The sequence below is a fragment of the Planotetraspora mira genome (genome assembly GCF_016863275.1).
Classification (GTDB): domain Bacteria; phylum Actinomycetota; class Actinomycetes; order Streptosporangiales; family Streptosporangiaceae; genus Planotetraspora; species Planotetraspora mira.
In genome coordinates this window covers 179,489-204,941 of the sequence record NZ_BOOO01000015.1, presented here as the reverse complement: position 1 = coordinate 204,941, position 25,453 = coordinate 179,489, and the positions used below count along the sequence as shown (strand labels likewise).

Sequence of the window (25,453 nt, the reverse complement as noted above, 5' to 3'; positions counted from 1 at the left end):
GTGCCGGACGGCTCCCCTAGTGGCGGTGGTAGTTCGGAGCCTCGACCGTCATCTGGATGTCGTGAGGGTGGCTCTCCTTGAGACCCGCCGCCGTGATGGGCATGAGCTGCGCCTTCTCGTGCATCTCGGCGACGGTGCGGGAGCCGGTGTACCACATGCCCTGGCGGAGCCCGCCGACCAGTTGGTGGGCCACGGCGGCGAGGGGACCGCGGTAGGGCACCTGGCCCTCGATGCCCTCGGGGATGTACTTGTCCTCGCCGGAGACGTCGGCCTGGGCGTAACGGTCCTTGCTGAAGGACTTGCCGCCGCGCTCGCGGTTGCGCACCGCGCCGAGCGACCCCATGCCGCGGTAGGACTTGTACTGCTTGCCGTTGATGAAGATCAGCTCACCGGGTGACTCCTCGCATCCCGCGAGCAGCGAACCCAGCATGACGGTGTCCGCGCCGGCGGCGAGGGCCTTGGCGATGTCCCCCGAGTACTGCAGGCCGCCGTCTCCGATGACCGGGATGCCCGCGGGCCCGCAGGCCAGGGCCGCCTCGTAGATCGCCGTGAGCTGGGGCGCGCCCACGCCCGCGACGACGCGGGTGGTGCAGATGGAGCCCGGGCCCACGCCGACCTTCACCGCGTCGGCGCCGGCGTCGATCAGCGCCTGGGCGCCGGCCCTGGTGGCCACGTTGCCGCCGATCACGTCCACGCCCCGGCTGTTCGCCTTGATCTTGGCGATCATTTCGCACACGCCGTGCGAGTGGCCGTGGGCCGTGTCCACGATGATGACGTCGGCGCCCGCCTCGATCAGGGCCGTCGCCCGCTGCTCCGCGTCGCCCGCGACGCCCACCGCCGCGCCGACCATCAGCCGGCCGCGCGCGTCCTTGGTGGCCAGCGGGTACTGCTCGCTCTTGGTGAAGTCCTTGACGGTGATGAGGCCCTGCAGGCGGCCGGCCACGTCGACGATCGGCAGTTTCTCGACCTTGTGCTCCCGGAGCAGCCGGAACGCCTCGTCGCGGGAGACGCCCGCGGGGGCGGTCACGAGAGGCATGCGGGTCATGACCTCGTGGACGGCCTTCGTCTGGTCGGTCTCGAACCGCATGTCGCGATTGGTCACGATGCCGACGAGGACTCCGTCGGGGTCGGTCACCGGAACGCCGGAGATCCGGTAGGTGGCGCACAGCCGCTCGACGTCGGCGAGCGTGTCGTCCGGAGCGCAGGTCACCGGATGGGTCACCATGCCCGCCTCGGAGCGCTTGACGAGGTCGACCTGACTGGCCTGGTCCTCGATCGAGAGATTGCGGTGCAGGATGCCGATGCCGCCCTGGCGGGCCATCGCGACGGCCATCCGCGCCTCGGTGACGGTGTCCATGGCGGCGGACACCAGCGGGATGCGCACCACGACGTTCCGCGACAGGCGCGTCGTCGTGTCGGCTTCTCCCGGCTGCAGATCCGAGTAGGCGGGAACAAGGAGCACGTCATCGAACGTGAGCCCCGGTTCGGTGAACTTGGCCATCTCCAACCCTCCTGCCCGGCGGACCCCTCGCCAGACCCCGAGGTCAGTCTAGTGGGCTCCTCAGCACGCGGTTCCGGGGTTCCCTCCCCGGCCCTGCGGAACAGGCAGGACGCGAACCGGGAGGTGAGCCGGCCGGAGACGGAGACGGAGACCGCCACGGGGCCCGGCGCGGGCCGGGATCGACTCCGGAGGCGGCCCCCGAGGCGGCTCCGGAGAAGACAAGGTGGGGGGACCGACGAGCGGTCCCCCCACATGTGCGTCACTCAGGCCACGCCATCGAGCCCCCCTCCGCGCTCGAATGACGTACCGTTCGCTAACGCTGAGTCAAGGATGCGTCACGAAGCGTCCAAGCGCAATGTCGCTAGATGCAACTGCACAAAGTTGCATTTTGTCGCCGTTTCGAAAGTGCGGGCGAAGAAAGCTTTGGAACGTGCATATGCACAAAAGTTCTTCGCGCGCTCTTCCGAATACGCGAACGCCCGGCACGGCGCCGGAGGGCGCGGCTATTCTCGCGACGCGAGGGATCGGACTTCCGCGAGTTCCGCCATTGGCGCGACCGCGGATTTGACGCGGAGCGGAACGACCAACGGAGCGGCTGATGATCACGACGCGGAACGCGGACCCTCTCGAAGCCCTCGGCCTCACCCAGGAGCACAGGGACCTCTACACCGTGGTGCTGAAACTCCATCGGGCCACCCTCGCCGAGATCGCCCGCGCCGTCGACGCGCCCGTCGACGACGTGCTCGACCGGCTCACCCGGCTCGTACGGCTGGGCACGGTCGACGAGCAGCAGGGGGAGTACCTCGCCCGTCACCCGGCCGCCGCCATCGGGAGGCTGGTGGCCGAGAGGCTCGACCGGCTGGCCAGGGAGAGCCGCCAGATCGACGCGGCCCTCGCCTCCGTCGCACCCCTCACCCACCACTACGACGCCGGCCGGGACTACCAGAACGGACAGTTCGCCGTCGACCTCGTGAGCGGGGCGGACGAGCTCTACGAGAGCGTCGTCGGCCTGGCCCTGCAGGCGCCGCCGGCCGACCTGGTCTCCGCGATCCCGGACCGGCGGACGATGTGCGATCTGGTCGAGAAGTACACCGGCCCCTGGACGGCGGCCATGAAGGACGGCCTGCTGTCCTCGCGGGCCGTCATCCCCATCTCGGTGATGGAGGTGCCCGGCATACGGGAGGTGTGCGACCGGCTGACCGAGGCGGGTGCACGCATCCGCACCCTCGACCGGGTGCCGAGCTGGTTCTTCGCCCTGGGCGACGACACCGCGGGCCTGCCTGCCGAATGGGGCGACTCCCTGCCGGAGCACGGTTACAACTGCTACCTCGTCCGGGCGCCGATCGTCGTGGCCGCGCTCCGTACGCTCTTCGAGGAACTGTGGGCCAGGGCCGTCCCAGTGTCGTCGTGCGACAGCGGCACGTCCCAGGTGCTGAGGCTCGCCGCGCAAGGGCTCAGCGACGAGGGAATCGCCCGCCACCTGGGCCTTTCCGTCCGGACGGTCCGGGCCAGATTCGCCGAGGCGATGGCCGAGCTGGGGGCGCAGTCCCGCTTCCACGCCGGAGTCGAGGCCGCGCGTCGCGGCTGGTTGTGACCCCTGCCGGGCGGGCATCTGGCACGCTGGTCCGGTTATGACAGCCCAATCAGTAGATGGGGTCCACTTTCACTCACCATGGTGGGTCCTGGTCATAAGGTGGGATGCGTGCTGGAAGACGTCCCCCGCGACCCGTTCGCGGATGACCCGAACGACCCCGCTGCCGAGCTGGGCGAGCCCGACGACCCGGAGCCGCTCAGTGTCGCCGAGCGGGATGAGGCGCTGACCGACCTCGCCGACGTGGAGGTCTTCCGTTCCCTGTTGGAGCCCCAGGGTGTGCTGGGGTTGGTCCTCGACTGCCCCGAGTGCGGCGAGCAGCATTACTTCGACTGGGACCTGCTCCGCGGCAACCTTCGCCAGATGATCGACAACGGCCGGCCCCAGGTACACGAGCCGGCCTTTCAGCCCGACCCGACCGACTACGTCAGCTGGGAGTACGCCCGGGGCTACGTGGACGGGGTGATCGACACCGAGGAGAGCCGCTGACTCTCCACGTCGGCCACGAGCGCGCCCAGCATCCGGATCGCGGCGTCGGCGCCTGAGGCCACCGGCTCACGCCGGGCCAGCCCGTCGAGGATCGCGTCGGTCCGCTGTACTTCGGCCTCCACGTCGGCGTCGTCGTACGACCCGAGGAAGCGTGCCGGACGACGACGACGTTTCGTGGTCACGCAATCGACTCCAGCTCGGCCAGCTGCCTCAGCCTGGCGAGGGCGCGATGCTGGGCGACCCGGACGGCACCTGGTGACATGCCGAGTACATTACCGGTCTCCTCGGCCGAAAGGCCCGACACCACCCGAAGGATGAGGAGCTCGCGCTGGTTGTCCGGAAGGCGCGACAACAGGTCACGAGCGTGCTGCGCCTCGATGTAGCGGACGACGGTCTCCTCCGGCCCCGGCCCCTCGTCCGGCCCGTCCGGCAGGTCCTGTGTCGGCACCGCGGAGCGCACAGAACTGCGCAGCGCGTCGGCCACCTTGTGCGAGGCGATTCCGAACACGAACGACGCGAACGGCCGGCCCATATCGCGATAACGCGGCAACGCGGAAAGAACGGCGATGCACACTTCCTGCGCGACGTCGTCGGCGATGTGGTAATGACCGGAGACCCTACCCAACCGGGCTCGGCAATATCGCACCACCATGGGGCGCAGATGCCCCAGAAGCGATTCGATCGCGCTGCGATCTCCTTGTACGGCAAGGCTGGTCAGTTCCCTGAGGTCGGACTCATCCGATCTCGTCGCAAGCCTTACCCCAGTTGCGGCGTCGGCGACGCGTCCCTCGGTCACGTTAGGCATGATGCCCGCCACGATCGTGCATGTCGTCATGGTTGACGGCTACGGATTGGTCACATTGACGCGGCGATAACCAGCTGTAATCAACCGAACACAATACCGTTGGAACATTCCAACCAAATGGCCAAATCGTCGGGAATTGTCAGATGGCCTGACTTCTATAAAGAAGTACGGCTCCCGCCTCACTGAGGCGGGAGCCGAACTGCATTCTCACGGTGCGTCCCCTTCATCGGGGAAGACGCGCAGGCGTCAGTGGCCGTGCCCGTGACCGTGCCCGTGGCCGCCCGCGGCCGGAGCCTCTTCCTCCTCGGGCTTGTCGACCACGAGAGCCTCGGTCGTCAGCAACATGCCCGCGATGGACGCGGCGTTCTGAACGGCCGAACGGGTCACCTTGACCGGGTCGATGACGCCCTGGGCCACCAGGTCGCCGTACTCACCGGTGGCGGCGTTGAGGCCCTCACCGGCCTTCAGCTCGGCGATCTTGAAGGTGACGACGTATCCCTCGAGCCCGGCGTTCTCGGCGATCCACCGAGCCGGCTCGATCAGCGCCTTGCGCACGATCGAGACACCGGTCGCCTCGTCGCCGACCAGGCCGAGGTCGTCGAGCTCCTTGGACACGTGCACGAGCGCGGAGCCACCGCCGGAGACGATGCCCTCCTCGATCGCGGCGCGGGTCGCGGAGATCGCGTCCTCGAGACGGTGCTTCTTCTCCTTGAGCTCCACCTCGGTGGCCGCGCCGACCTTGAGCACGGAGACGCCGCCGGAGAGCTTCGCGAGCCGCTCCTGGAGCTTCTCACGGTCCCAGTCGGAGTCGGACTGCTCGATGGCGAGCTTGATCTCGCGGATGCGGTCCTCGATGGCCTGAGCCTCGCCGGCGCCGTCGACGATCGTCGTGGCGTCCTTTCCGACGACGACGCGGCGCGCGGTGCCGAGCACCTCGAGGCCGACGTGCTCCAGCTTGAGGCCGATCTCCTCGCTGACGACCTGGCCGCCGGTGAGGATCGCGATGTCCTGCAGCATGGCCTTGCGGCGGTCACCGAAGCCGGGCGCCTTGACGGCGACGGAGGTGAACGTGCCACGGATCTTGTTGGTCACCAGAACGGCGAGGGCCTCACCCTCGACGTCCTCGGCGATGACCAGCAGCTGCTTCTTGGTCTGCGCGATCTTCTCCAGCAGCGGCAGGAAGTCCGCGATGGAGCCGATCTTGCTCTGGGTGATCAGGATGTAGGGGTCCTCGAGCACGGACTCCATACGGTCCGGGTCGGTCACCATGTAGTGCGACAGGTAACCCTTGTCGAACTGGAGACCCTCGGTGAACTCCAGCTCCAGGCCCATGGCGTTGGACTCTTCGACGGTGATGACACCGTCCTTGCCCACCTTGTCGAACGCCTCGGCGATCAGCTCGCCGATCTTGGCGTCCTGCGCGGAGATGGTCGCGACGTTCGCGATCTCCTGCTTGTCCTCGACCGGACGGGCGCTGTCGAGCAGCCTGTCGCTGACGGCCTTGGCCGCCAGGTCGATGCCGCGCTTCAGGGCCAGCGGCTGGGCGCCCGCGGCCACGTTGCGCAGGCCCTCGCGGACCATGGCCTGGGCCAGGACGGTCGCCGTGGTGGTGCCGTCACCGGCCACGTCGTTGGTCTTGGTGGCGACTTCCTTGGCGAGCTGGGCGCCGAGGTTCTCGTACGGCTTGTCCAGCTCGACCTCACGGGCGATGGTCACGCCGTCGTTCGTGATGGTCGGTGCGCCGAACTTCTTGTCGATGACCACGTTGCGGCCACGCGGGCCGAGGGTCACCTTCACGGCGTCCGCGAGGGCGTTCACGCCACGCTCAAGAGCGCGCCGCGCGTCCTCCTCGAACTCCAGGATCTTGGGCATTCAAGTCTCCTTATAGGAGCACGGGAGCCCCGGGCGCGAACGTCCCGGGGCTCCTCATGCTTGCGCGGCTTACTTCTCGATGATGGCGAGCACGTCGCGAGCCGAGAGCACCAGGTACTCCTCGCCGCCGTACTTGACCTCGGTGCCGCCGTACTTGCTGTAGAGGACGATGTCGCCCTCCTTGACGTCGAGCGGAATCCGCTTGTCGCCGTCCTCGTCCCAGTTGCCGGGGCCCACAGCGAGGACCCGGCCCTCCTGAGGCTTCTCCTTGGCGGTGTCCGGGATGACCAGACCGGAAGCGGTGGTCTGCTCAGCCTCGAGCGGCTGGACCACGATGCGGTCACCAAGCGGCTTAACGGGAACCTTAGTGGCGGTCGTCACGATCGGACCTCCCCTTCAGATTGCGATGAATGAGCTGAAGAGGCGACCAGCGGCCTGCCGTCGCGGGTGTCAGACCTGCCTCGTCGCATGTTGGCACTCTCGATAGGCGAGTGCCAACACGAAACAGTATGCAAGGGGGCCGTGACAGTCAACACGAACCCACGTCGCAGGTCATCTCGCTTTCCGGCCGCACCCCACCGGAACCGGCCCGCGTCCGGGCGGGCGCCCTCGGCCGTCGCCCGTCCGGGACCGCTCAGGCGGCGCGCGTGGCGGGTCGTGCGTCCCGCGGATCGGCGCCGCGGCCGGTGCCGATCGGGCCGCCGGGATCATGAGCCCGGCCGCTCGCCCGGCCGGCGCCCTTACGGCGAGGCGCTAACGTCGGGAGGCGTGGACCTCGTGGCGTTTCGCGACCTGCTCGAACCGGCCGGGCAGAAGGCCCTGGCGCAGGCGGTGGAACTGGCGGCCGCGGGAGCCGATCCGGTCGTGGCGGCCACCACGCTCCGCCGGAGCCACCCGGCCGACCTCACGGCGGCGGCGCTCACCCAGGCGGCCCTACGGCGACGGGCCGAGGCCAAGTTCGGCGCGGACGCCGCCGTGATGTATTTCACGCCGCACGGGCTCGAGCAGGCCACCCGCACGCAGGTCGCCACTCATCGCGCCCACCGCGCCCGCCTGCTCGCCGCACCGGCCGGAGGAACGCGCACGGAGCGAGGGACGGAGCCGGGCGCAGGGCCGGGCACAGCGCTGGACACGGAGCCGGGGGCAGGGCCGGCCGCGAGGGTCCTCGACGTGTGTTGCGGCATCGGAGGCGACGTCATCGCGCTCGCCCGGGCCGGGTTCGCCGTCGACGCCGTGGACCTCGATCCGCTGACCGTGGAGGTCGCCCGGGCCAACGCCGCGGCACTGGGGCTGTCCGGCCTCGTCGACGTCCGGACAGCCGACGCCGTCGAGGCCGACCCCTCCGGATACGACCTGCTCTTCGCCGATCCGGCGCGGCGTGGCGTCAGGGGACGGATCTTCGATCCGATGGCCTACTCCCCCACCTGGCCCGAAGTGCTCGACCTGGTCGCTCGGGCGCGCACGGCCTGTCTCAAGGTCGCCCCCGGCATCCCGCACGAACTGGTCCCCGGAGGGGCGGAGGCGGAGTGGGTCTCCCACAGGAGAGAGGTCAAGGAGGCGGCGATCTGGATCGGCACGGAAGCGAGCGGGCGGCGCGCGACGATGTTGCCCTCCGGCGCGACGCTCACGCCCTCCGGCGCCGAGGCCGAGGCGGGGCCGGTGGGCCGTTACCTCTACGAACCCGACGGCGCCGCGATCCGGGCGCATCTCGTCGCCGAGGTGGCCGAGATGGTCGGCGGACACCTGCTCGACCCTCGGATCGCCTACATCACCGGCGACGGTCAGGTGGCCACGGAATGGGCGTCCTGTTACGAGATCACCGACGTGATGCCCTTCTCGCTCAAGCACCTCCGGAGCGCGCTGAGAAACCGGAAAGTCGGGAACGTCACCATCAAGAAACGTGGTTCAGCCGTCGATATCGAGCGATTGCGGAAAGACCTCCGGCTTTCCGGTGGAAATTCGGCGGTCGTCGTTCTCACCCGTATCGATGACCGGCCCTTCGTGCTGCTCTGCGACCCCGTTGACCAGCACTGATCACATCAATCCCGGCAATTCATCGAGAATTGCGATCTTTTACAGTCCACCCGAAAGCCATGCCGTACAGGGCCTACAGTTGGCGGCGCGGTCTGTTCCCCCTGTTCGTTCATTTCCGCGAGACCGGGCCGATACCACCGCCTCAGCGAGTGAAGGAGCTTTCGGTGGACCATTCCAGCCACACCCTCCTCCAGGCGGGCAGCCAGACCGCCATCTCCGATCGGATGCGCGAGCTTCTGGCCCGCGCGGCTCAGGACCACGTCTACGAGCAGCGCACGCAGGGGGCCGTCCTCGATGAGATCCGGCAGCGCCTGGAGGGCATGGAGTGGCTGCTGCGCGAGGTTCGCGAGCGCGAGCTCGGCGGCCTGAGCGGCGCCGTCGAGAGCGTGGCGGGACGGCTCGAGGACATGACCGCCCGGCCGCCCGCCTGGGCCGAGGCCCTCGCCCAGCATGTGGAGTCGCTCCGCGAGCACGTGGACGAGGTCAGGGGCCGCACCCAGGACGTCGCGGACCAGGTGGCCGCATTCAGCCAGCGGCTCGGTCAGGTCCACGCGGGGATGGAGGCCGCGGCGGGCCGCTTCACCCGCCTCGACAAGGCCGTCACCGAGGCGGTCCAGCGCGTCGAGCGTCTGGAGGCCGCCGTCCTCGGCCGGCTCGACGCCGTCGACGAACGGCTGGAGGCCGCGAGCGAACGTGTGGGCGGGCTGCCCGCCGAGCTCGAGGTCGGTGAGCTTCGCGCGGCCGTCGCCGAGATGGGCGCCGAGGTCAGCGCCACCGCGAGCTCACTCGCCCCTCTCCTGGAGGCGATCAGGAACCGCCCCGACCGCGACCAGATCGCCGAGACCGTCTCAGAGGCGACGAGCCGGGTCGTGGAGCCCGTCCACGGTGACGTGGCCCGGCGGCTGGCCGCGCTCGAAGAGACGATGCTGGCGCTCGCCGAGGCCCTGCTGCGGCCGGTGCGCTCCCCCGGCGACTGATCCCCCGGCGAAACCCCCTGGCCGCACGGCCAGTCAGGCCAGGCCCGGCCGCAGCCGGTCAGATGTGAATGGTCGTGATCGGGAGCGAGGAGTCGGCCGGGATCTCCAGCGTGGAGGGCTCGGCGCCGGCGGCGACCAGTTCCGATCCCAGGGCGGCCACCATCGCGCCGTTGTCGGTGCACAGCCCCGGCCGCGGGACCCGCAACCGGACGCCAGCGGCGTCGCACCGCTCCTGGGCCAGCGCGCGGAGCCGGGAGTTGGCCGCCACGCCACCACCGATCAACAGGTCTTCGACGCCGTGACGGGCGCACGCCTGGAGGGCCTTGCGGGTGAGCACGTCGACGACGGCCTCCTGGAACGAGGCGGCGACGTCATTCATCGGCACGGACTCGCCTGCCGCCGCCCGGGCCTCCACCCAGCGGGCGACCGCCGTCTTCAGGCCGGAGAAGGAGAAGTCCAGCGTTCCGTCGTCGTACTTGCCCCGGGGGAAGGCGACGGCCGTGCCGGATCCTTCACGGGCGGCGCGGTCGATGTGAGGGCCGCCGGGGAACGGCAGGCCGAGCACCCGCGCCACCTTGTCGAACGCCTCACCGGCCGCGTCGTCGACGGTGGAGCCGAGCGAGACGACGTCGCGGGCCACGTCGGGCACGAGCAGCAGCGAGGAGTGCCCGCCCGAGACCAGCAGCGCGATGGCCGGCTTCGGCAACGGGCCGTGCTCTAGCTGGTCGACGGCCACGTGCGCGGCCAGGTGGTTGACGCCGTAGAGCGGGACGCCGAGCCCCATGGCATAGGCCTTGGCGGCGGCGACGCCGACGAGCAGGGCGCCCGCGAGACCGGGGCCGGCCGTGACGGCGACCGCGTCGATGTCCGAGAACCGCAGGCCCGCCTTGGCGAGCGCGCTCTCCACCGTCGGCGTCATGGCCTCCAGGTGGGCGCGTGAGGCCACCTCGGGCACGACGCCGCCGAACCTGGCGTGCTCCTCCATGCTGGAGGCGATCGTGTCCGCGAGGAGCGTGTGGCCGCGGACGATGCCGATGCCCGTCTCGTCGCAGGACGTCTCGATCCCCAGGACGATCGGCTCGTCAGCTCCGCTCATGCCCCGTCCCCTCGTCCGTCGAGTTTCTTCACCATCGTGATGGCGTCGGTCCCGTCCTCGTAGTAGCGGCGCCGGACACCGAGCCGCTCGAAGCCGAACCGTTCGTACATGGCCTGCGCGGGCTCGTTGTCCGACCGCACCTCGAGGAAGACCGCCTCGGTGTCGCGACGAGCCGCCTCGGCGAGCAGGGCGTCCATCAGGGCGGCCCCGATGCCGGACCGGCGGTGCCCGGCCAGGACCGCGATCGTCTGGATGTCGGCCTGGTCGGCGGCGGCCGCCAGCCCGCCGTAGCCGACGATCGCGTCGCCGACGCACGCGACGACGTAGTGCCGGGTGCGCGGCTGGTCGTTCAGTTCCCCACGCATCATGGACTCGCTCCACGCGTCGGCGGGGAAGGTGGTCCGCTCGATCTCCATGACCGCCGGGAGGTCGTCCATGGTCATCTGCCGCACCACGGGATCGGGCCCGCTCATCGCGCCGCTCCGTCGACCGTGGCGCTCACGCCGTCACCTTCTTGGGCGCGCCGGGCACCTGGGCGTCGGGGCGGCGCAGGTAGATCGGCCGGGGCGGGCCGAGCACACCGAGCTCGCGCGCCTTCTCCACCGAGTCGACGCGGCCCTCGGGCACGCGGGCGATCTCGGCGGCCTCCTCGTCCGTGAGCGCGGCGAGGTGCCCGGCGGCCAGCGCGGCAAGGGCTCCCGCCGACGGGTGCTCGGGGCCTTCGACGCGGCCGGGACCCACGATGTCCGCGTAGAGACGGCCCCCCGCTCCCACGACCGGCAGGTCGCCGGGGAGATCGTGCGGCCTGTCGACCCGGGGGCCGTCGAGGCGCGTCTCGCGGTCGCCGTACCTCGCCCAGAAGACCTCCTTGCGCCGCGCGTCGGTCGCGACCAGGAACGGGCCGGGTGACTGCGCGGCGTACGCGAGGGCGTCGAGGGTGCACACCCCGAAGGCGGGGACTCCGGCGGTCGCCGCGAGCGCCGTCGCGGTCATCAGACCGACCCTCAGGCCGGTGTACGGCCCCGGGCCGGTTCCGGCGACGATCGCGGTGAGATCCCGCAGCGTCACACCCGCGTCGCGCAGGACGCGCTCGATCGCGGGGGCGAGAAGCTCCCCGTGCCGCCGCGCGTCGATCGTCGTCGACTCGGCCAGCACGCGTTCTCCGTCATGCAGGGCGGCCGTGACGGCGGGTGTGGCGGTGTCGAAGGCCAAGACAAGCACGAACGTCAAGGGTAGTCGGTGCACAGGTACCGGAAGACCGATCGGCGAACGGGTGGGACCGCATCATGACGACGTCCCGCCGGGCGGCGGGGGCGGCGGCCTCAGACGTCCGCCTCCAGGGACGCGTAGACGATGATGTTGTCCCGGTATTGGTGCTCCGACCAGTCGAAGGCGCCGCCGCAGGTGATCAGCCGCAGCCCGCTCTCGGCGTAGACACGCTCGGCGGGGAAGTCGTTCTTGGACACCCGCTCGACCGAGTCGACCAGGTAGTCGGCGGTCTTGCCGTCGCTGCGCACGACCTTGACCAGCGCGCCCTTGCGGAGATCGCGCAGTTTGTAGAACACGGCGGGTGCGGTCTTGGTGTCGACGTGGCCGATGATCACTGAGGCGCCGGGGTTCCCCGGCACCGCGCTGCCGGTGTACCACCCCGCTGTGGACGGCTTGTCGAACGGCGGAAGCTCGACGTCGCCCGCCGAGTCCAGCCCGAGCTTCATGAGCGGCGCCTTCAGGCTCAATGAAGGGATGTCGATGCGCTTCGGCACGACCGGGTCCGGACGGGCGGCGGGGCGCGGCTCCTGCGAACGGCCGTTCGCCGCGAACAACGCGAGCCCGGTGACGACCCCGGCCACCACGACCCACCGGGACGAGACCCCCAAGGTCAGCTCCTCGAGCGCCTGCGGGACACGCCGATGCCGATGCCGAGGACGGCGAGCAGCGCCACCGCGGTCACACCGACGGGCAGCCCGGAATCGTCGGTCGGGCCGCCTGCCGCGGTGCCTCCGCCGCCCGCGTGCGGCGCCCGGGTGGGTATCCGCGTGTGCGCCGGAGTCGGTGAGACGATCTTGAACGAGGCGCTGCCGATGTCGTTGGTGGCCTCACAGCGGACCTGCACCTTGTAGCCGCCCGGCTTCGCGTCCGCCCGGACCGGGGCGCTGCCCGTCAACTCCGGCACGGCGAGCTCGGTCGTCGGGGAGGCCGAGGGCGTCGTCACCGGGGGTAGCAGCGTCACCGGGCCGGTGAAGGCGTCCGAGCGGGCGGCGGCCCGATACGCGGGGCCGCCCTGCGGGAGCGGGCAGCGAGCCGTGATGCGGACGCTCCTGGTCGCCCCACCGGTGATCGTCGCGGGCTCCACCACGACGTCGATGTCCTGGCGCGGAATGGTGACCGTCGGCGAGGGAAGCCCTGGGGTCAGCGTGATCCCCGGTGTGGGTGTGTCCGTCTGGGCGGAGGCCGAGCAGCCGAGCGCGCCGAACAGCACGACTCCCGCGACGGCGACCTGCGTGACCCTGCTCATCGGCCAACCCCTCCCACGCCCGGTCATTTACCCAGAAAATCTATGCCAATCCATGACTAGAGATCTTCTTTTCGGCATGTTCCGCAAACGTGTCGAGGTGACAAGGGGGTTACCGTCGCCCCGGGATCGGGCGCGCTGCCCGCCCGTCCTCGGGATCACTCCATGCGCAGGCCCTCCGGCCGGGTGAGCCGCCACAGGGTGGGCAGGCTCAACGCGGTCACCAGCAGGACCACGGCCGCGCCGATGCCCGCCGAGATCGCTACCGTCGCCCAGTCGATCGACACGGGCACCGACACCATCCTCAGCAGAGCGACGCCGAGTCCCAGCCCGAAGACGACCGCGAGAACGAGACCGATCATGACCGGTATGAACGTCTGCCAGAGCACCGACCAGCTCAGCGCGCTGCGCCGCGTGCCGACCGCGACGAGCATGGCGAGCAGCCGGCGCCGGTCGCGCAGCTGTTCCACGGTTCCCACCAGCATGCTGGCCCCGATCAGCAGGAGCGTCACCATGACGCCCACGTAGAGGCCGCGACGAATGCCGTCGAACCTGCCGACGGTCGCGCTGGCCGCCAGAGTCGCGACCGTCCCGAGGGGATCGAGTTGCGCCACCACGTTCCTGACCCGGTCCATCGCGTCGGGATCGCCCGGGTCGACGCTGACGAACGTGTTCGCGATCGATCTCGGCACGGCGTCCGCGTCGACGACGCCCGGCGTGGCGAGGATGACGTCCTGGTAGACCCCGGAGGGGTCCTTGCGCGCGGGGACCTGCCGGGCGTCACCAGGCACCTTCCACCGTGGCCCGCCCTCTCCGACCGTGACCGTGGCGCCGGGGCGGATGGCCTCCTGCGCGGCCGGGTCGACGGGCGTCGCCCGGGCGATGAAGACGTCGCCGCCGGCGCACGATCCCAGGTCCGCGTACTCCGCCAGCGCGGCGCAATCCCCCACCTGCAGCACGGCGAAGACGGGATCCCGCCCGGCCGCTCCGGCGGGCGGCTCGGCGGACACGCCGTCGACCAGCGTCTCGGTGGCGCGGGTCACCCCCGGTGTGGCGCGCAGCCGCGCCGCGATCCGTCCCGCCGAGGCCGGGTCGTGGGTGCGGATCTGCGCCTGCGCCCGGGATGGGTCCTGCCGGGTCTGAACGGTCGACTCCTTCTGCGCGGCCGCGAAGAGCATCTGCAGGGCGATGGCGCCGGCGACCGCGACCGCGATCCCGTTGACCAGGCGCGCCGACATGGCGCTGTCGAGCTGCAGCCGCCGGACGGCGAGCTGCCAGCCGACCGGGCCGCCGCGCAGGGGACGCACGACCAGCTCGATCACCCAGGGGAGCACGGTGACCGCGCCGATCAGCAACAGGACGGCCCCCGCCGCGACCTGATACTGGACGACGCCGCCCATGGTCGCGGGCAGACCGCCGACCAGCGGGACGAGGAGCACCAGGCCGATCCCGGGCAGGATCAGCCGCCACCAGAGCCTGCGCCGAGGCGGAGTCGCCCGCCGGGTCACTCCCAGCGGCTCGATCGCCACCCCTCGCAGCGCGATCACGCTCACCGCCACCGACATCGCCGGTACGGCCAGCACGATGACCGCGACAAGCGGAAGGCTCGGCCGTACGTCCGACGCGTAGACGCTGATGTCCCAGAGCGAGAGCATCGGCGCGACCTGGCGGCCGACGAGGAACAGCACACCGCCGACCAGTAACCCGAGGCAGGCCCCGGCCATCGTCTCGCCTGCCGCCATCAGGCGGGTCATCCGGCGGTCGGCGCCGATCAGCCGGAGGGCCGCCATCCGCCGGTCACGGCCCTCGCTTCCGAACCGTACGGCCGCGCCGAGGAAGACCGCGATGGGCAGCAACAGCACGACAATGATGATCACGACGAGGACGGAGAGCAGCGTCCCCAGACCCTCCGAGGAGAAGTCGTCGCCGAAGGTTCGCAGTCTGGTGGCCTCGTCGGCGGGCAGGGCGTCGACGCCGCGGTAGAAGGCCAGCTCACCCGGGCCGGACAGGCCTTCCTGCCGGATCGTCCCGGTCACTCGGGCGCCGCCGAGGCGTGGGGCGAACAGGCGTCCGTCCGGCGAGTCGAGCAGGTCCTTCAGCGCCGGCGAAACCACGACCTCGCCGGGCCGGGGAACGGCCGTGAGTCCGGGCGGGACGGGCGCCCGCGGGCCTTCGGGGTGGAGGAGACGCCCGCGCACCGGCGTCTGGCGGAAGGAGGTGTCGACCTGCCCCACCAGCATGGTGTCGGCCGCCGCCGGAATCTGCTCCCCCAGCCGCAGGTCGCTGCGGGCGTCGGTGCGTTCCTGGCGGGCCTGCAACGCGCCCGGCACCGCGGCGGCGAGCAGGAGCAGCGCGACGCCGATCCCCACCCCCACCGCGGTGAGAACGGTGCGGGTCCATCCGTCGCGGCCGCCGGCGAAGGCGAACCGCATGCCCAGCAGCACGTCGCGCGACGCGGACGCCCCTCCCCTGCCCCGGCCGACGCTCACAGCGCCTCCTCCATTTCCCGCGCGATGTCGCGGGTGCGGCCGTCGCGCACGACGATTTCCCGATCGGAGTATCCGGCCACCCGCGCTTCGTGGGTCACCAGCACCACGGCCGCGCCGGTTTCGCGAGCCGCCTCGGTCAGCAGCCGCATCACCCGTTCACCGTTGAGTGAGTCGAGGGCGCCGGTCGGCTCGTCGGCGAACACCGCCCGCGGCCGCGTGACGAGCGCACGGGCCACGGCGACCCGCTGACCCTGGCCTCCGGAGACCTCTCCCGGCCGTTTGCTCCCCACGTCGGCCAGATCGAGACGGTCGAGCCACTCGGCGGCCCGGGCCTCGGCCTCGCGGCGACGGACCCCCTCCATGCGCAGCGGGAGGGCGATGTTCTCCAGGCAGGTCAGCTCCGGCACGAGCTGACCGAACTGGAAGACGAAGCCGAACTGGGTGCGGCGCAGCGCGCTGCGTTCCCCGTCGGTCATCGCCGAGATCTCGGCGCCCTGATACCGCACGTGACCGGAGTCGGGCCGGACGATGCCGGCGAGGCAGTGCAGCAGGGTCGACTTGCCCGATCCCGACGGCCCCATGATGGCGACGATCTCACCGGCCCTGATGGCGATCGACGCACCGTCGAGCGCCTTCGTCGGACCGAACGCCTTGTGCAGGCCGTCGCCCTCCAGCAACGGTTGCCCGGTCATGCCCGCACCTGCCTGCGGAGGTCGTCGAGCCGGTCCGCGGTGAGCTCCAGCCAGCGCAGGTCGGCCTCGAGGTGGAACAGCGCGTGGTCGCAGATGAGGTTGTCCGCGAGGTCGCCGCCGGCCTTGCGGCGGGTGAGCTCCCGCATCAGCCGGAGGTGCTCGGCCCTCTGCACGTCGAGCAGGTCGGCGGCCGACCGGCCCGTGAGCAGCGCCAGGATCACCTTCGTGTAGAGGGTGTTCTGCAGATACGGCTCGGGCTTCTCGGCGCTGGCCAGCCACGACTCGACGTCGCTCACTCCGGCGGAGGTGACGGCGTACCGCTTGCGCTCCGGGCCTTCACCCGGCTCGACGCCGTCGAGTTCGACGAGGCCGTCTTTCAGCAGCCGCGAGAGCGTGGCGTAGACCTGGCCGTAGTGCAGGGGGCGCGCATGGCCGAACCGGTCGTCATACGTCTTCTTCAGGTCGTAGCCATGACGCGGTCCGGACTCGAGGAGACCGAGGAAGGTCTGTCCAATCGACATGCCAGGGAATATACACACGATGTATACATGCCGTGTGTACAGCAAGACGTGTGGTTCGTCACCCTCTGAAATGAAGAGAGATGGAGCCCGAAATTAGACGACGGCGCCGGCCCACCGCGCGCCGACGCCGCGGAGTCGCACCAGGCGCCGCTCGTCCTCGTCGCCGCGTTCGATGTGGATCTCGAGCCGGTCGTCGGAGAGCCCCTCGACGAGGCCCTCGCCCCATTCGACGACCGTGACGGACTCCTCCAGTGAGGCGTCCAGGTCGAGGTCGTCCACCTCCAGCGAGCCGCCCAGCCGGTAGGCGTCCGCGTGGACCAGGGCGGGGCCGCCGGAGAGCGACGGATGGACCCGGGCGATCACGAAGGTCGGCGAGGTGATGGGACCCCGCACCTTGAGACCCTCGGCGATCCCCTGCACCAGGGTGGTCTTGCCCGCGCCCAGAGGTCCGCTGAGGACGACCATGTCGCCGGGGCGCAGCAGCGTCGCCAGCCGCGCTCCCACCGCCCGCATCTCCTCCGCGGTCTCCGCTCCGATCTCCTGGACGTCCCGGGTCTGCGGGCCGGGTGGTGTCGTGCTCACGCGTCCTCCTTCTCCGACCGCTTCAGCAACACGCGCAGGGCGTCGTTCACCTCGCCCGGCCGTTCGAGTTGCACGAGGTGCGAGGTGCCGGCCACCGTGGTCAGCTCCGCGGTGGGCACGGCCGCCGCGATGGCCCTGCTGTGGTCGAGGGGGGTCAGCCAGTCGCGCTCACCGACGATGATCGCCGTGGGCACCTTGTTGAGCACGTCGAGCGCGGTCAGCTTGTCGTGCGACATCAGGGCGGGATAGAAGTCCGCGATCACCTCGCTGGGCGTGGCCCTGATCATCGAATCCACGAAGTCCACCACCGTCGGGCTCACGCTCTTCGAGTCGCCGAACCCGAGGTGGCGCAGGGCGAGGAAGGACAGGTCGGTGCCCGCCTCCCGGCCGCGGTCCACCAGCGCGCCGCTCCTGCGCATGACCGACACCGCGGAGGGGACGGCCCGGTGCACGACCTTCGACAGCAGGGCCGGCAGGCCCAGGGTGAGCTCGGCCAGCTTGCCCGCCGACGTGGAGATCAGCGAGACGCCGCGGATCTTGTCGCCGAAGAGTTCAGGCCGCCGGTCGGCCAGCGCCATGATCGTCATACCGCCCATGGAATGGCCGACCAGCACGCAGGGGCCGGGGACCAGTTCGTCCAGCACGTGCGCGAGATCCTCGCCGAGGCGGTCGATCGAGCAGTCCTCCGACCGCGCCGACTGGCCGTGGGATCGCTGGTCCCACAGCACGAGACGGTAGGACTCGCGCAGATCCCGCCACTGGTAGTGCCAGGAGTCCAGCGTGAGGCAGTAGCCGTGACACAACACGATCGTGAGCGGCGCGTCCTCCGGCCCGTCGACCTCGGCGTGGATCAGCACGCCGTCCGACGTCGTGAGCGCCACGGGACGTCCCCGGAGCTCACCGAAGGGTTCGTTGGCCTCCAGATCCGGGCGCAACCGGATGCGGCCGACCGCATACCTCTTGGCCAGGGCGGCGGCGGCCACGCCGGCCGAAGCCGCACCGACGACCGCTCCGGCGATGCCGACCCTGCGACGTGTGCTCATTCCCGCTTCTCCTCGCAACCGCGGCTCAGCGTCCGTCCACGTGGACGCGCGGCACGCGGGACCCGATCCTCGTCACGATCTCATGAGTGATCGTGCCCAGGGAATCCGCCCATTCCTGACATGTCGGCTCGCCATGGTCCCCGGGCCCGAAAAGGATCACTTCGTCGCCCGCCTCCGCGGGATCGTCGCCGAAGTCGAGCATGAACTGGTCCATGCACACCCGCCCGGCGATCGTCCGCCTCTTCCCGGCGGCCAGCACCTCGGCCAGGTTCGTCGCGTGCCGCATGATCCCGTCCGCGTACCCGAGCGGAACGAGACCGAGCGTGGTCTCCCGCTCGGTGACGTACAGGTGGCCGTAGGAGACGCCGGAGCCGACCGGGACCCGCTTGGCCTGGGCAAGCCTGGCCGTAAGGGTCATGGCAGGGCGCAGCCCGAAGTCGCCGAGCTCGGGAACGGGGCTCAGGCCGTAGAGGGCGATGCCCGTCCTGACCATGTCGTATCTGGCCCGGGGCACGGTGAGCGTGGCGGCCGAGTTGGAGATGTGCCGGATGACGGTGCTCGACACGCCCGCCTTGTCCGCCATGGCGAGGGCTTCGTCGAAGGTCGAGATCTGGCGATCGATCGAGGGGTGTCCTGGAATGTCGGCACAGGCGAAGTGCGACCAGATCCCTGTGATCTCGATCGCACCCCCGGCCTGTACGGCCAGAGCCTTCTCGACGAGCGTGGGCCACTCGGCGATCGGCGCCCCACCGCGGGTGATGCCGGTGTCCACCTTCAGATGGACCCGGGCGGTCCGCCCCGTGCGGCCCGCGGCGGCGGCGATCTCGTCGATGACCCACGACGCGCTCGCGGACAGCTCCACGTCCTGGAGCAACGCCTCGTCGAGCGGTTCCCCCGGCGTGATGATCCACGACAGGATGGGCGCGGTGACGCCCGCCTCGCGCAGCGCGAGGGCCTCCCGGACGAACGCCGTGCCGAGCCGGGCGGCGCCCGCCTCCAGGCACGCCCGCGCCACGGGGACCAGGCCGTGGCCGTAGGCGTCGGCCTTGACGGCGGCCATCAGCGCGGCGCCGGGGGCGCTCTCCGCCAGAAGCCCCACGTTGTGCCGGATCGCGGCGAGATCCACACGCGCCTCGGCCGGGGTGACCTGGTGCGCCGTCGACAAACTCATCCCCCCAGTCTGTCAGGTGGGTCCCGTGCGCGTGACCACGAGACATCCCGCGCCCGAGCACTTTCCGGGCACTTCCGAGCGTCCTCGGCGCCTCCTCGACGCCTTCCGAGCGCTTCGTCAGAGCGTCCGGAGGGCCTCGGGAAGCGCGTCGGCCACGTCGAGAGCGGCGATCGGCGCCTCGCCCGAGCCCGGCACCCCGCCCCTGGCCGCGACCCTGGCGGCCAGACCGTGCACGTGCGCCGCGCACGAGGCGGCGTCGTACCCGCTGAGCCCTCCGGCGAGGAAGGCGCCCGCGATGCCCGACAAAACGTCGCCGGTGCCTCCGGTGGCCAGCCATGGCGTGCCGGTGGTGATCGCCCGCACCGGGCGGCCGGTCTCGGCGATCAGCGTCGTCGAGCCCTTCAGCAGCACGGTGACGCCCAGTTCGTCCGCGGCCCGCCGTACGTGCTCGAGGCGGCGGGCCTCGATCCGTTCCCTGGGCACCCCCAGCAGTCGGGACAGCTCGCCCGCGTGCGGAGTGATCAGGGTCGGCGCCTTCCTGCGCAGCAGCGCACGATCCGCGGCCACGATGCTCAGCCCGTCGGCGTCCACAAGCACGGGCACGTCGGCCGCCAGGACGGCGCGGGCCACGGCATGGGCCTCGGGCCCGGTCCCCATCCCGGGGCCGACCACCCACGCCTGGACCCGCCCGATTCCGTCGAGGGACACCTCGGAGGTCGTGTCCAGGATCGTCGTGACGACCTCCGGCCAGCGTGCCCGCACGAGCCGGACCGGCTCCGCCGAACTCGCGAAGCGCACCATCCCCGCACCCGCCCGTACGGCGCCGCCGGCCGACAACACGGCCGCCCCGGTGTAGGTGTCGCTGCCCGCCACGATCCCCACGACCCCGCGGCGGTACTTGTCGGACTCCGCCGCCGGTCGCGGCAGCAGGGCGGCCACATCCCCGTCAGCCGGCGCGACGACCTCGGGCTCGGGCAGGTGGGGGCGCAGGCCGATGTCCACCAACTCCACCATGCCCGCGTGCGTCGCGCCCGGATCCACGAACAGTGCGGTCTTGTAGGCGCCGAACGTCACGGTGACGTGGGCCTTCACCGCCGGACCCTCGACACACCCCGTGCCCGAGTCGACCCCGCTGGGCACGTCGACCGCCACCACCAGCGCGGGCGTGTCCGCGGTCGCCTTCGCCAGCGTCGCGTACGGCTCCCGCAGCGCGCCGCCACCGCCGATGCCGACGAGGCCGTCCAGGACGAGGTCCGCGTCACCGACCAGCCCGAGGGCCTCCTCCTCGGTGAACGCGACGGCTCTTCCCCCCGCCGCCCGCAGCGCCGCCAGGCCGGCCTCGTGGGTCCGTGAGCCAGCGAGGACCGCCACGACGCGGGCGCCCCTGCGGGCCAGCCTGGCACCGGCGTAGAGGGCGTCTCCCCCGTTGTCGCCACTGCCGGTGAGCACGGTGACGCGCGAGCCGTACACCCGGCCGTGCGCCCCCGTGAGCAGGCGGGCGCACACGACGGCCAGCCCGGCCGCCGCCCGCTGCATGAGCGTCCCGGCGGGTAGTCCGGCCATCAGCGCCGACTCGGCGGTCCGGATCTGGTCAGGGCTGTAGGCGGTCCGCATGCGTCCGACGGTAACCCCCGGCGTCCCGCGTCGCGATCACCGGGCCGCGGAAGCAGGCGCGCGTCAGGACTCGGCGATCACGTAGGCCATGGCCACTCCGCCGTCATGGGAGAGGGACACGTGCCAGCGGGCGACCCCGAGATCGCGGGCCACGTCGGCGGCCCTGCCGGTGATCCGTATGGCGGGCCTTCCGTCGTCGTCCCTGACGACCTCGGCCTCGAGGTGGCTCATGCCGGCCGGCGCGCCGAGGGCCTTGGCCACCGCCTCCTTGGCGGCGAACCTGGCGGCGAGCGAGGCCAGCGGGAGCGTCCTCTCGGCATCGGTGAACAGGCGCGCCCTGAGCTTGGGCGTGCGGTTCAGCGCCGCCTCGAAACGAGCCACATCGACCACGTCGACCCCGATGCCCACGATCACCCGAGCAGCGTACGCCGTACAAGTTGGGAGGAAGGCGGCCCGCCACGCCGTCGAATCCAGGCGGTATCGGCGTGTCCTTCCCACTTCCTCATATAAGTAATCCATCGATTTTTGTCCACAGGCTGTGCACGACCCGGGCTCGATCGACTCCGAAGCGATCGAATACGCTTCCGACGTGGCAGATGGAGACGGGTACGCCGAGCTCAGCCGGGAACAGTGGCGGGATCTTCGCAAGAACACCCCCCTCACCCTGACCGAAGCCGAGTTGGAGGATCTGCGAGGCGTCGACGATCCGATCGACCTGGCCGAGGTGACCGACATCTATCTGCCGCTCACCCGCCTGCTCAACCTGCACTTCACCGGTTCGCGGCAGCGCAGCGCCGCGGTCGGGGCGTTCCTGGGCGAGCGCGAGGAGCGCGTGCCGTACGTGCTCGGGATCGCCGGGAGCGTCGCGGTGGGCAAGTCGACCACCGCCCGCCTGCTGCACACGCTCCTGGCCCGCTGGCCGGAGCATCCCCGGGTCGATCTGGTGACCACCGACAGCTTCCTCTACCCCAACAAGGTGCTGGAAGAGCGCGGGATCATGCACCGCAAGGGCTTCCCCGAGAGTTACGACCGCCGGGCGCTGGTGGCGTTCGTGGCCGACGTCAAGGCGGGCCGCTCCCCGGTGGACGCCCCCGTCTACAGCCACCTGGAGTACGACATCGTGCCCGGCGCCGCGCAGACCGTCCGGCGGCCGGACATCCTGATCGTCGAAGGCCTCAACGTCCTGCAGCCCGCCCCGCCGGACGCGCTGGCGGTCTGCGACTACTTCGACTTCTCGATCTACGTGGACGCCCGCGTCGAGGACATCAGGTCCTGGTACGTGGACCGGTTCCACAAACTGCGCCGCACCGCCTTCTCCGACCCCAAGTCCTACTTCACGCACATCGCCGACCTGTCGGACGACGAGGCCACCGAGTTCGCCAGGAACGTGTGGCGCGACATCAACGAGGTCAACCTCGTCGAGAACATCGCGCCCACCCGGGGCCGCGCGGGCCTGATCCTCAGCAAGGGGTCCGACCACTCCATCCAGCAGGTACGGCTCCGCCGTACCTGAGACGGGCATGATCGCGAGCGTCGGACGACGAGCGTGGGGGTCCGCGCCCACCCCCCGCGAAAGGGGCGGGCAGGGATCCGACCGCCCACCGGAGGATGACGGCCGACTCGTCCGTTCGAAGGAGGCCGGTCATATCGCGGGGCCGCTAGTGTGCGATTCATGACAGCGAGCGCCATCACCTGCATCGCGACCGAGGGCCTGACCAAACGATTCCCTCGCGTCACCGCGCTCGAAGACCTGACGGTCACGGCGGGAGCCGGAGTGACCGGCCTGGTCGGCGCCAACGGTGCGGGCAAGTCCACTCTCATCAAGATCCTGCTCGGCCTGCTGCCCGCGTCGTCGGGACGCGCTCGTGTCCTCGACATGGACGCGGCCACCCAGGGCGCGGAGATCCGCCGGGTCGTGGGATACATGCCCGAGCACGACTGCCTGCCGCCCGACGTGTCGGCCACCGAGTTCGTGGTTCACATGGCCCAGATGTCCGGGCTGCCGCGCACCGCGGCCAGGGAACGGGCCGCCGACACACTGCGGCACGTGGGCCTGTACGAAGAGCGGTATCGCCCGATCGGCGGCTACTCGACCGGCATGCGCCAGAAGGTCAAGCTCGCCCAGGCCCTCGTCCACGATCCCCGTCTGGTCTTCCTCGACGAGCCCACCAACGGTCTCGACCCTCAGGGCCGCGACGAGATGCTGGCGCTGATCCGGCGCATCGGCGCCGAGTTCGGCATCAGCGTGCTCGTCACCTCCCACCTGCTCGGCGAACTGGAACGGGTCTGCGACCACGTCATCGTGATCGACGCGGGCCGGCTGCTGCGATCGTCGTCGATCGGCGAGTTCACCCAGGCCACTCAGATCATCTCCGTCGAGGTGGAGGACGGGCTCCAACCCCTGGCCGACCGCCTGGCCGGGGTCGGCGAGGCCGTCGCCGTACAGGGCAGGACGCTGACGCTCGAAGTGCCGGCCGACGCCGACCCCGGACGGGCCTACGACGCGCTGCGCGACGCCGTCTGCGATCTCAACCTCAACCTCATACGGCTGGAGCAGCGCCGCGGCCACATCGAGGACGTGTTCAAGGAGCCGGCCGCATGATGCCAGAGCCGACCGGTGTCATCCACGACATCGGATACCGCCATTACGAAGGTGCGCGTCTGGGCCGCGGGAGCGCCTTCGCGGCCCTCACTGTCCACAGTCTCAGGGGCGCCTTCGGCTTCGGCCGCACGGCACGCGCCAAGATCATGCCACTGCTGCTGTCGACGATCATGTTGCTGCCCGCCGTGGTGTCGATCGCCATCATGGCGCTCGTGAAGCAGCAGGGCGTGAAATATCCCGACTACGCGGTCTTCATGCAGGCCGTGCTCGCCGTCTTCCTGGCGGCGCAGTCGCCCTATCTCGTCGCGCCCGACCTGCGGTTCCGGGTGCTGCCGCTCTACCTGTCCCGGCCGGTGGCCGTGCTCGACTACCTCGGCGCCAAACTGGCCGCCCTGTCGATCGCGATGTTCCTCGTGCTGGCCGTGCCGCTCACCCTCCTGTTCGCGGGCGAACTGCTGGTCGACCTGCCCGGGCCGCCGCACACGGCCGAGTACTTCTCCGCGATGGCCGGAGCCGTCATCCTCGCCGTCATCCTCGCCGCGCTCGGGCTCGCCCTGGCCTCGTTCACCCCACGTCGCGGGCTCGGCGTCGCCTCGGTGATCGCGTTCTATCTGTTCACCTCGGCCGTCTCAGCGGTGTTCTACGGCGTGTTCATGTCGATGGGGCGCGACACCGCGGGCAAGTGGGCGATGCTCATCAATCCGTTCTTCCTGGTCGACTCCGTGCAGGTGGCGCTGTTCGGCACCGCTCCCTCCAACGGAGACGGGTACCCGCCCGGTCTGTGGCCGTGTCTGATCGTGGTGATGGTGATCGCAGTCGCGCTGGCCGGTCTCTTCCTCCGCTACCGGAAGGCCGCGTCGTCATGACCATGACCACCACCCAGGCGACCACACGCCACAGCGTCGTGGAGCTCACCCAGGTGTCCCGCTGGTACGGCAACGTCGTCGCCGTCAACGACGTCACGATGACGATCGGGCCAGGGGTGACCGGCCTGCTGGGCCCCAACGGCGCCGGCAAGTCCACGCTGCTCCACATGATGGCCGGGTTCCTCGCGCCCTCGGGCGGCACGGCCACGCTCAACGGGCAGCGCATCTGGCGCAACCACGAGATCTACCGGCTCGTCGGCCTGGTCCCGGAGAAGGAGGCCGTCTACGGATTCCTCACCGGCTGGCAGTTCGTGCTCTCCGCCGCCCGGCTGCACGGCCTGCCGTCCCCGGCGGACGCCGCCGCCCGGGCCCTCGACCTCGTGGAGATGGCGGGGCCGAAGGACCGCCGCATCGAGACCTACTCCAAGGGCATGCGCCAACGGGTGAAGGTGGCCGCCGCGCTGGTCCACGATCCTCAGGTGTTGCTGCTCGACGAGCCGTTCAACGGCATGGACCCGCGCCAGCGGCTCCATCTCATGGACCTCGTCCGGCAACTGGGCGAGCAGGGCCGGACCATCCTGTTCAGCTCGCACATCCTCGAAGAGGTCGAGCGCGTCGCCCAGCAGATCGAGGTCCTCGTCGCCGGACGGCATGCCGCCTCCGGCGACTACCGCGAGATCCGGCGCCGGATGACCGACCGGCCGCACCGCTTCCGCGTGCGGTCGAGCGACGACAGGCGACTGGCCGCCGCGCTGATCGCGGACCCCTCCTCCAGCGCGGTGTCGCTCACCGACCAGGGCATCGAGGTCCAGGCCGTGGACTTCCCCCGGTTCACCTCACTGCTGCCCAAGCTGGCCAGAGACCTCGACGTCCACCTGTGGCAGGTCTCACCCACGGACGAAGACCTGGAGAGCGTCTTCTCCTACCTGATCTCCCGGAGCTCCGCATGAACCCGCGAGCGCAACAGGAAAGTGCCTCAAAGGCGCCGTCGAGCAG

General features: G+C 70.7%; 26 protein-coding genes. 8 read left to right on the top strand and 18 right to left on the bottom strand.

The window, feature by feature from the left end; all coding sequences use genetic code 11:
- Positions 1–16 precede the first annotated feature (16 nt).
- On the bottom strand, positions 17–1,501 hold the full coding sequence (gene guaB / locus Pmi06nite_RS14520; RefSeq protein WP_275409569.1) for an IMP dehydrogenase: 1,485 nt from the start codon (positions 1,499–1,501) through the stop codon (positions 17–19).
- A gap of 598 nt (positions 1,502–2,099) precedes the next feature.
- Between guaB and Pmi06nite_RS14515 the strand changes: the two genes are divergently transcribed.
- Positions 2,100–3,095 (top strand): helix-turn-helix transcriptional regulator, encoded by a 996-nt coding sequence (locus Pmi06nite_RS14515; RefSeq protein WP_203953485.1) that lies wholly within the window; start codon positions 2,100–2,102, stop codon positions 3,093–3,095.
- A 108-nt stretch (positions 3,096–3,203) separates the two neighbouring features.
- Positions 3,204–3,581 (top strand): DUF5319 domain-containing protein, encoded by a 378-nt coding sequence (locus tag Pmi06nite_RS14510; protein WP_203953484.1) that lies wholly within the window; start codon positions 3,204–3,206, stop codon positions 3,579–3,581.
- Here the strand turns inward: Pmi06nite_RS14510 and Pmi06nite_RS14505 are convergent.
- The 4 genes from Pmi06nite_RS14505 to groES all read right to left on the bottom strand — a co-directional run bounded on the left by Pmi06nite_RS14505 (position 3,542) and on the right by groES (position 6,639).
- A complete protein-coding gene (locus Pmi06nite_RS14505; protein ID WP_203953483.1) occupies positions 3,542–3,763 on the bottom strand; it encodes a hypothetical protein in 222 nt (73 codons plus the stop codon). The genes Pmi06nite_RS14510 and Pmi06nite_RS14505 overlap by 40 nt on opposite strands.
- The gene (locus Pmi06nite_RS14500) at positions 3,760–4,386 is read right to left on the bottom strand and encodes a sigma-70 family RNA polymerase sigma factor (protein ID WP_203953589.1); all 627 of its coding nucleotides are present in this window, start codon (positions 4,384–4,386) and stop codon (positions 3,760–3,762) included. Before Pmi06nite_RS14500 ends, Pmi06nite_RS14505 begins: the two co-directional genes overlap by 4 nt.
- A 246-nt stretch (positions 4,387–4,632) precedes the next feature.
- Entirely contained in the window at positions 4,633–6,258 is a 1,626-nt protein-coding gene (gene groL / locus Pmi06nite_RS14495; RefSeq protein WP_203953482.1) for a chaperonin GroEL, read from the bottom strand.
- A 69-nt stretch (positions 6,259–6,327) separates the two neighbouring features.
- Entirely contained in the window at positions 6,328–6,639 is a 312-nt protein-coding gene (groES, locus tag Pmi06nite_RS14490; protein ID WP_425564417.1) for a co-chaperone GroES, read from the bottom strand.
- Positions 6,640–7,026: 387 nt separating this feature from the next.
- Between groES and Pmi06nite_RS14485 the strand changes: the two genes are divergently transcribed.
- Together Pmi06nite_RS14485 and Pmi06nite_RS14480 are read left to right on the top strand one after the other, a co-directional pair.
- The gene (locus tag Pmi06nite_RS14485; RefSeq protein WP_203953481.1) at positions 7,027–8,292 is read left to right on the top strand and encodes a THUMP-like domain-containing protein; all 1,266 of its coding nucleotides are present in this window, start codon (positions 7,027–7,029) and stop codon (positions 8,290–8,292) included.
- Positions 8,293–8,456: 164 nt separating this feature from the next.
- Positions 8,457–9,269: a hypothetical protein gene (locus tag Pmi06nite_RS14480; protein WP_203953480.1), complete on the top strand. Its 813-nt coding sequence runs from the start codon at positions 8,457–8,459 to the stop codon at positions 9,267–9,269.
- 58 nt (positions 9,270–9,327) lie between these two features.
- Here Pmi06nite_RS14480 and tsaD read toward each other — a convergent pair whose 3' ends face one another.
- The 13 genes from tsaD to Pmi06nite_RS14415 all read right to left on the bottom strand — a co-directional run bounded on the left by tsaD (position 9,328) and on the right by Pmi06nite_RS14415 (position 21,403).
- Positions 9,328–10,365 carry a tRNA (adenosine(37)-N6)-threonylcarbamoyltransferase complex transferase subunit TsaD gene (gene tsaD / locus Pmi06nite_RS14475; RefSeq protein WP_203953479.1) on the bottom strand — a complete coding sequence of 346 codons (1,038 nt, stop codon included), beginning with the start codon at positions 10,363–10,365 and terminating at the stop codon, positions 9,328–9,330.
- Positions 10,362–10,838 (bottom strand): ribosomal protein S18-alanine N-acetyltransferase, encoded by a 477-nt coding sequence (gene rimI / locus Pmi06nite_RS14470; protein ID WP_239113898.1) that lies wholly within the window; start codon positions 10,836–10,838, stop codon positions 10,362–10,364. Before rimI ends, tsaD begins: the two co-directional genes overlap by 4 nt.
- Positions 10,839–10,863: 25 nt before the next feature.
- Entirely contained in the window at positions 10,864–11,586 is a 723-nt protein-coding gene (gene tsaB, locus Pmi06nite_RS14465) for a tRNA (adenosine(37)-N6)-threonylcarbamoyltransferase complex dimerization subunit type 1 TsaB (protein ID WP_203953478.1), read from the bottom strand.
- Positions 11,587–11,687: 101 nt separating this feature from the next.
- The gene (locus Pmi06nite_RS14460) at positions 11,688–12,242 is read right to left on the bottom strand and encodes a class F sortase (RefSeq protein ID WP_203953477.1); all 555 of its coding nucleotides are present in this window, start codon (positions 12,240–12,242) and stop codon (positions 11,688–11,690) included.
- Between the two features lie 2 nt (positions 12,243–12,244).
- A complete protein-coding gene (locus tag Pmi06nite_RS14455) occupies positions 12,245–12,880 on the bottom strand; it encodes a hypothetical protein (RefSeq protein ID WP_203953476.1) in 636 nt (211 codons plus the stop codon).
- A 155-nt stretch (positions 12,881–13,035) separates the two neighbouring features.
- The gene (locus Pmi06nite_RS14450) at positions 13,036–15,366 is read right to left on the bottom strand and encodes an FtsX-like permease family protein (protein ID WP_203953475.1); all 2,331 of its coding nucleotides are present in this window, start codon (positions 15,364–15,366) and stop codon (positions 13,036–13,038) included.
- Positions 15,363–16,058: an ABC transporter ATP-binding protein gene (locus tag Pmi06nite_RS14445; RefSeq protein ID WP_203953474.1), complete on the bottom strand. Its 696-nt coding sequence runs from the start codon at positions 16,056–16,058 to the stop codon at positions 15,363–15,365. The genes Pmi06nite_RS14450 and Pmi06nite_RS14445 overlap by 4 nt, the downstream gene beginning before the upstream one ends.
- A complete protein-coding gene (locus Pmi06nite_RS14440) occupies positions 16,055–16,579 on the bottom strand; it encodes a PadR family transcriptional regulator (RefSeq protein ID WP_203953473.1) in 525 nt (174 codons plus the stop codon). Before Pmi06nite_RS14440 ends, Pmi06nite_RS14445 begins: the two co-directional genes overlap by 4 nt.
- A 93-nt stretch (positions 16,580–16,672) precedes the next feature.
- The gene (gene tsaE / locus Pmi06nite_RS14435) at positions 16,673–17,161 is read right to left on the bottom strand and encodes a tRNA (adenosine(37)-N6)-threonylcarbamoyltransferase complex ATPase subunit type 1 TsaE (protein WP_373317298.1); all 489 of its coding nucleotides are present in this window, start codon (positions 17,159–17,161) and stop codon (positions 16,673–16,675) included.
- The gene (locus tag Pmi06nite_RS14430; protein ID WP_203953472.1) at positions 17,158–18,204 is read right to left on the bottom strand and encodes an alpha/beta fold hydrolase; all 1,047 of its coding nucleotides are present in this window, start codon (positions 18,202–18,204) and stop codon (positions 17,158–17,160) included. Before Pmi06nite_RS14430 ends, tsaE begins: the two co-directional genes overlap by 4 nt.
- 25 nt (positions 18,205–18,229) lie before the next feature.
- Positions 18,230–19,375 carry an alanine racemase gene (gene alr / locus Pmi06nite_RS14425; protein ID WP_203953471.1) on the bottom strand — a complete coding sequence of 382 codons (1,146 nt, stop codon included), beginning with the start codon at positions 19,373–19,375 and terminating at the stop codon, positions 18,230–18,232.
- A gap of 117 nt (positions 19,376–19,492) precedes the next feature.
- Positions 19,493–20,989: an NAD(P)H-hydrate dehydratase gene (locus Pmi06nite_RS14420; protein WP_203953470.1), complete on the bottom strand. Its 1,497-nt coding sequence runs from the start codon at positions 20,987–20,989 to the stop codon at positions 19,493–19,495.
- Positions 20,990–21,052: 63 nt separating this feature from the next.
- The gene (locus tag Pmi06nite_RS14415; protein ID WP_203953469.1) at positions 21,053–21,403 is read right to left on the bottom strand and encodes a holo-ACP synthase; all 351 of its coding nucleotides are present in this window, start codon (positions 21,401–21,403) and stop codon (positions 21,053–21,055) included.
- A 175-nt stretch (positions 21,404–21,578) separates the two neighbouring features.
- On the opposite strand from Pmi06nite_RS14415, the gene coaA reads away from it, so the two are divergent.
- The 4 genes from coaA to Pmi06nite_RS14395 all read left to right on the top strand — a co-directional run bounded on the left by coaA (position 21,579) and on the right by Pmi06nite_RS14395 (position 25,407).
- A complete protein-coding gene (gene coaA, locus Pmi06nite_RS14410) occupies positions 21,579–22,502 on the top strand; it encodes a type I pantothenate kinase (protein ID WP_203953468.1) in 924 nt (307 codons plus the stop codon).
- A gap of 159 nt (positions 22,503–22,661) precedes the next feature.
- The gene (locus tag Pmi06nite_RS14405; RefSeq protein WP_239113897.1) at positions 22,662–23,591 is read left to right on the top strand and encodes an ABC transporter ATP-binding protein; all 930 of its coding nucleotides are present in this window, start codon (positions 22,662–22,664) and stop codon (positions 23,589–23,591) included.
- The gene (locus tag Pmi06nite_RS14400) at positions 23,588–24,457 is read left to right on the top strand and encodes an ABC transporter permease (RefSeq protein WP_239113896.1); all 870 of its coding nucleotides are present in this window, start codon (positions 23,588–23,590) and stop codon (positions 24,455–24,457) included. Before Pmi06nite_RS14405 ends, Pmi06nite_RS14400 begins: the two co-directional genes overlap by 4 nt.
- Positions 24,454–25,407, top strand: coding sequence for an ABC transporter ATP-binding protein (locus Pmi06nite_RS14395; RefSeq protein ID WP_239113895.1), 954 nt, complete (start codon positions 24,454–24,456; stop codon positions 25,405–25,407). The genes Pmi06nite_RS14400 and Pmi06nite_RS14395 overlap by 4 nt, the downstream gene beginning before the upstream one ends.
- Positions 25,408–25,453 lie beyond the last annotated feature (46 nt).